Origin of the sequence: Aureibaculum marinum (assembly GCF_003813905.1) — a bacterium.
Classification (GTDB): domain Bacteria; phylum Bacteroidota; class Bacteroidia; order Flavobacteriales; family Flavobacteriaceae; genus Aureibaculum; species Aureibaculum marinum.
In genome coordinates this window covers 1-861 of sequence record NZ_RPFJ01000036.1, presented here as the reverse complement: position 1 = coordinate 861, position 861 = coordinate 1, and the positions used below count along the sequence as shown (strand labels likewise).

General features: G+C 26.8%; 1 protein-coding gene. It reads right to left on the bottom strand.

Features of this window, described 5'->3' with window-relative positions; translation table 11 throughout:
• Window positions 1–374: 374 nt before the first annotated feature.
• Window positions 375–861, bottom strand: a 487-nt coding sequence (locus EGM88_RS15825) for a hypothetical protein (protein WP_162497586.1), incomplete at its 5' end; no start/stop codon positions are given.

Sequence of the window (861 nt, the reverse complement as noted above, 5' to 3'; positions counted from 1 at the left end):
GCAATAAGATTCTACTATAATGGTTTTTGTATATAGTAGTTACTAATTTAGAGAAAAAAAATTATAATTTTTTATTAAAAACCTCAAAATATTCTATAAATAACCGCAATTTTTTATGGTTGAAACCGTAAAATATGATTGTATGTTTTATTAAACTATCTCCATTATTTTTTAATAAAAACGAAGCATTCATGACACAAAATATAAACCTAATTTATTATGAAATTTATAGTTTCTGCTCATACAACTAAAATAGTGAAAATATAATCATAGGTTTAAACTCTATTTGACATTTCTAACAAACCACCAGTTGCAAACTGGCGGGAGCGGGGGGAATAGTAATTTATTTGCAATCATTGATTTTTAAATTCGGCCTACAAATATCCTTTAATGCCAATAATTTCTCTTCGGACCCATTCATTATTTTTATGCTCAAATAGAAATAGGACATTATGGTATGTGCTGAAATTTGAAAAGACAATTATGGCATATTTATTATCAGAAGAATATAACGGTTTGGTAAGAGTATAAACGTTTTTATCTCTTGCGATAATTCTATGGCTACGACCTATACTATCTCTCTTTTCTGAATTCATAGCATTCAGCTCTTTTCGGGTATATTTAAAATTATTCAAAATTTTAAAACAAATGCTATCGTTTAATTTACTATCGTTCCAAAAATACTTATTGGAATCATTTAATTGTTTTTCATATTGATCATACATATCCGTGAACAGAAGTTTGTCGTACTTTTCCAAAATATGCTTATAGCGTTTTAATCTGGTCCAATGTGTTTTTTTGATTAAAAAGGTTCTGTAATAAGACGGATTTGTAGTTTTTGTTATATAAAGTGTATCATTT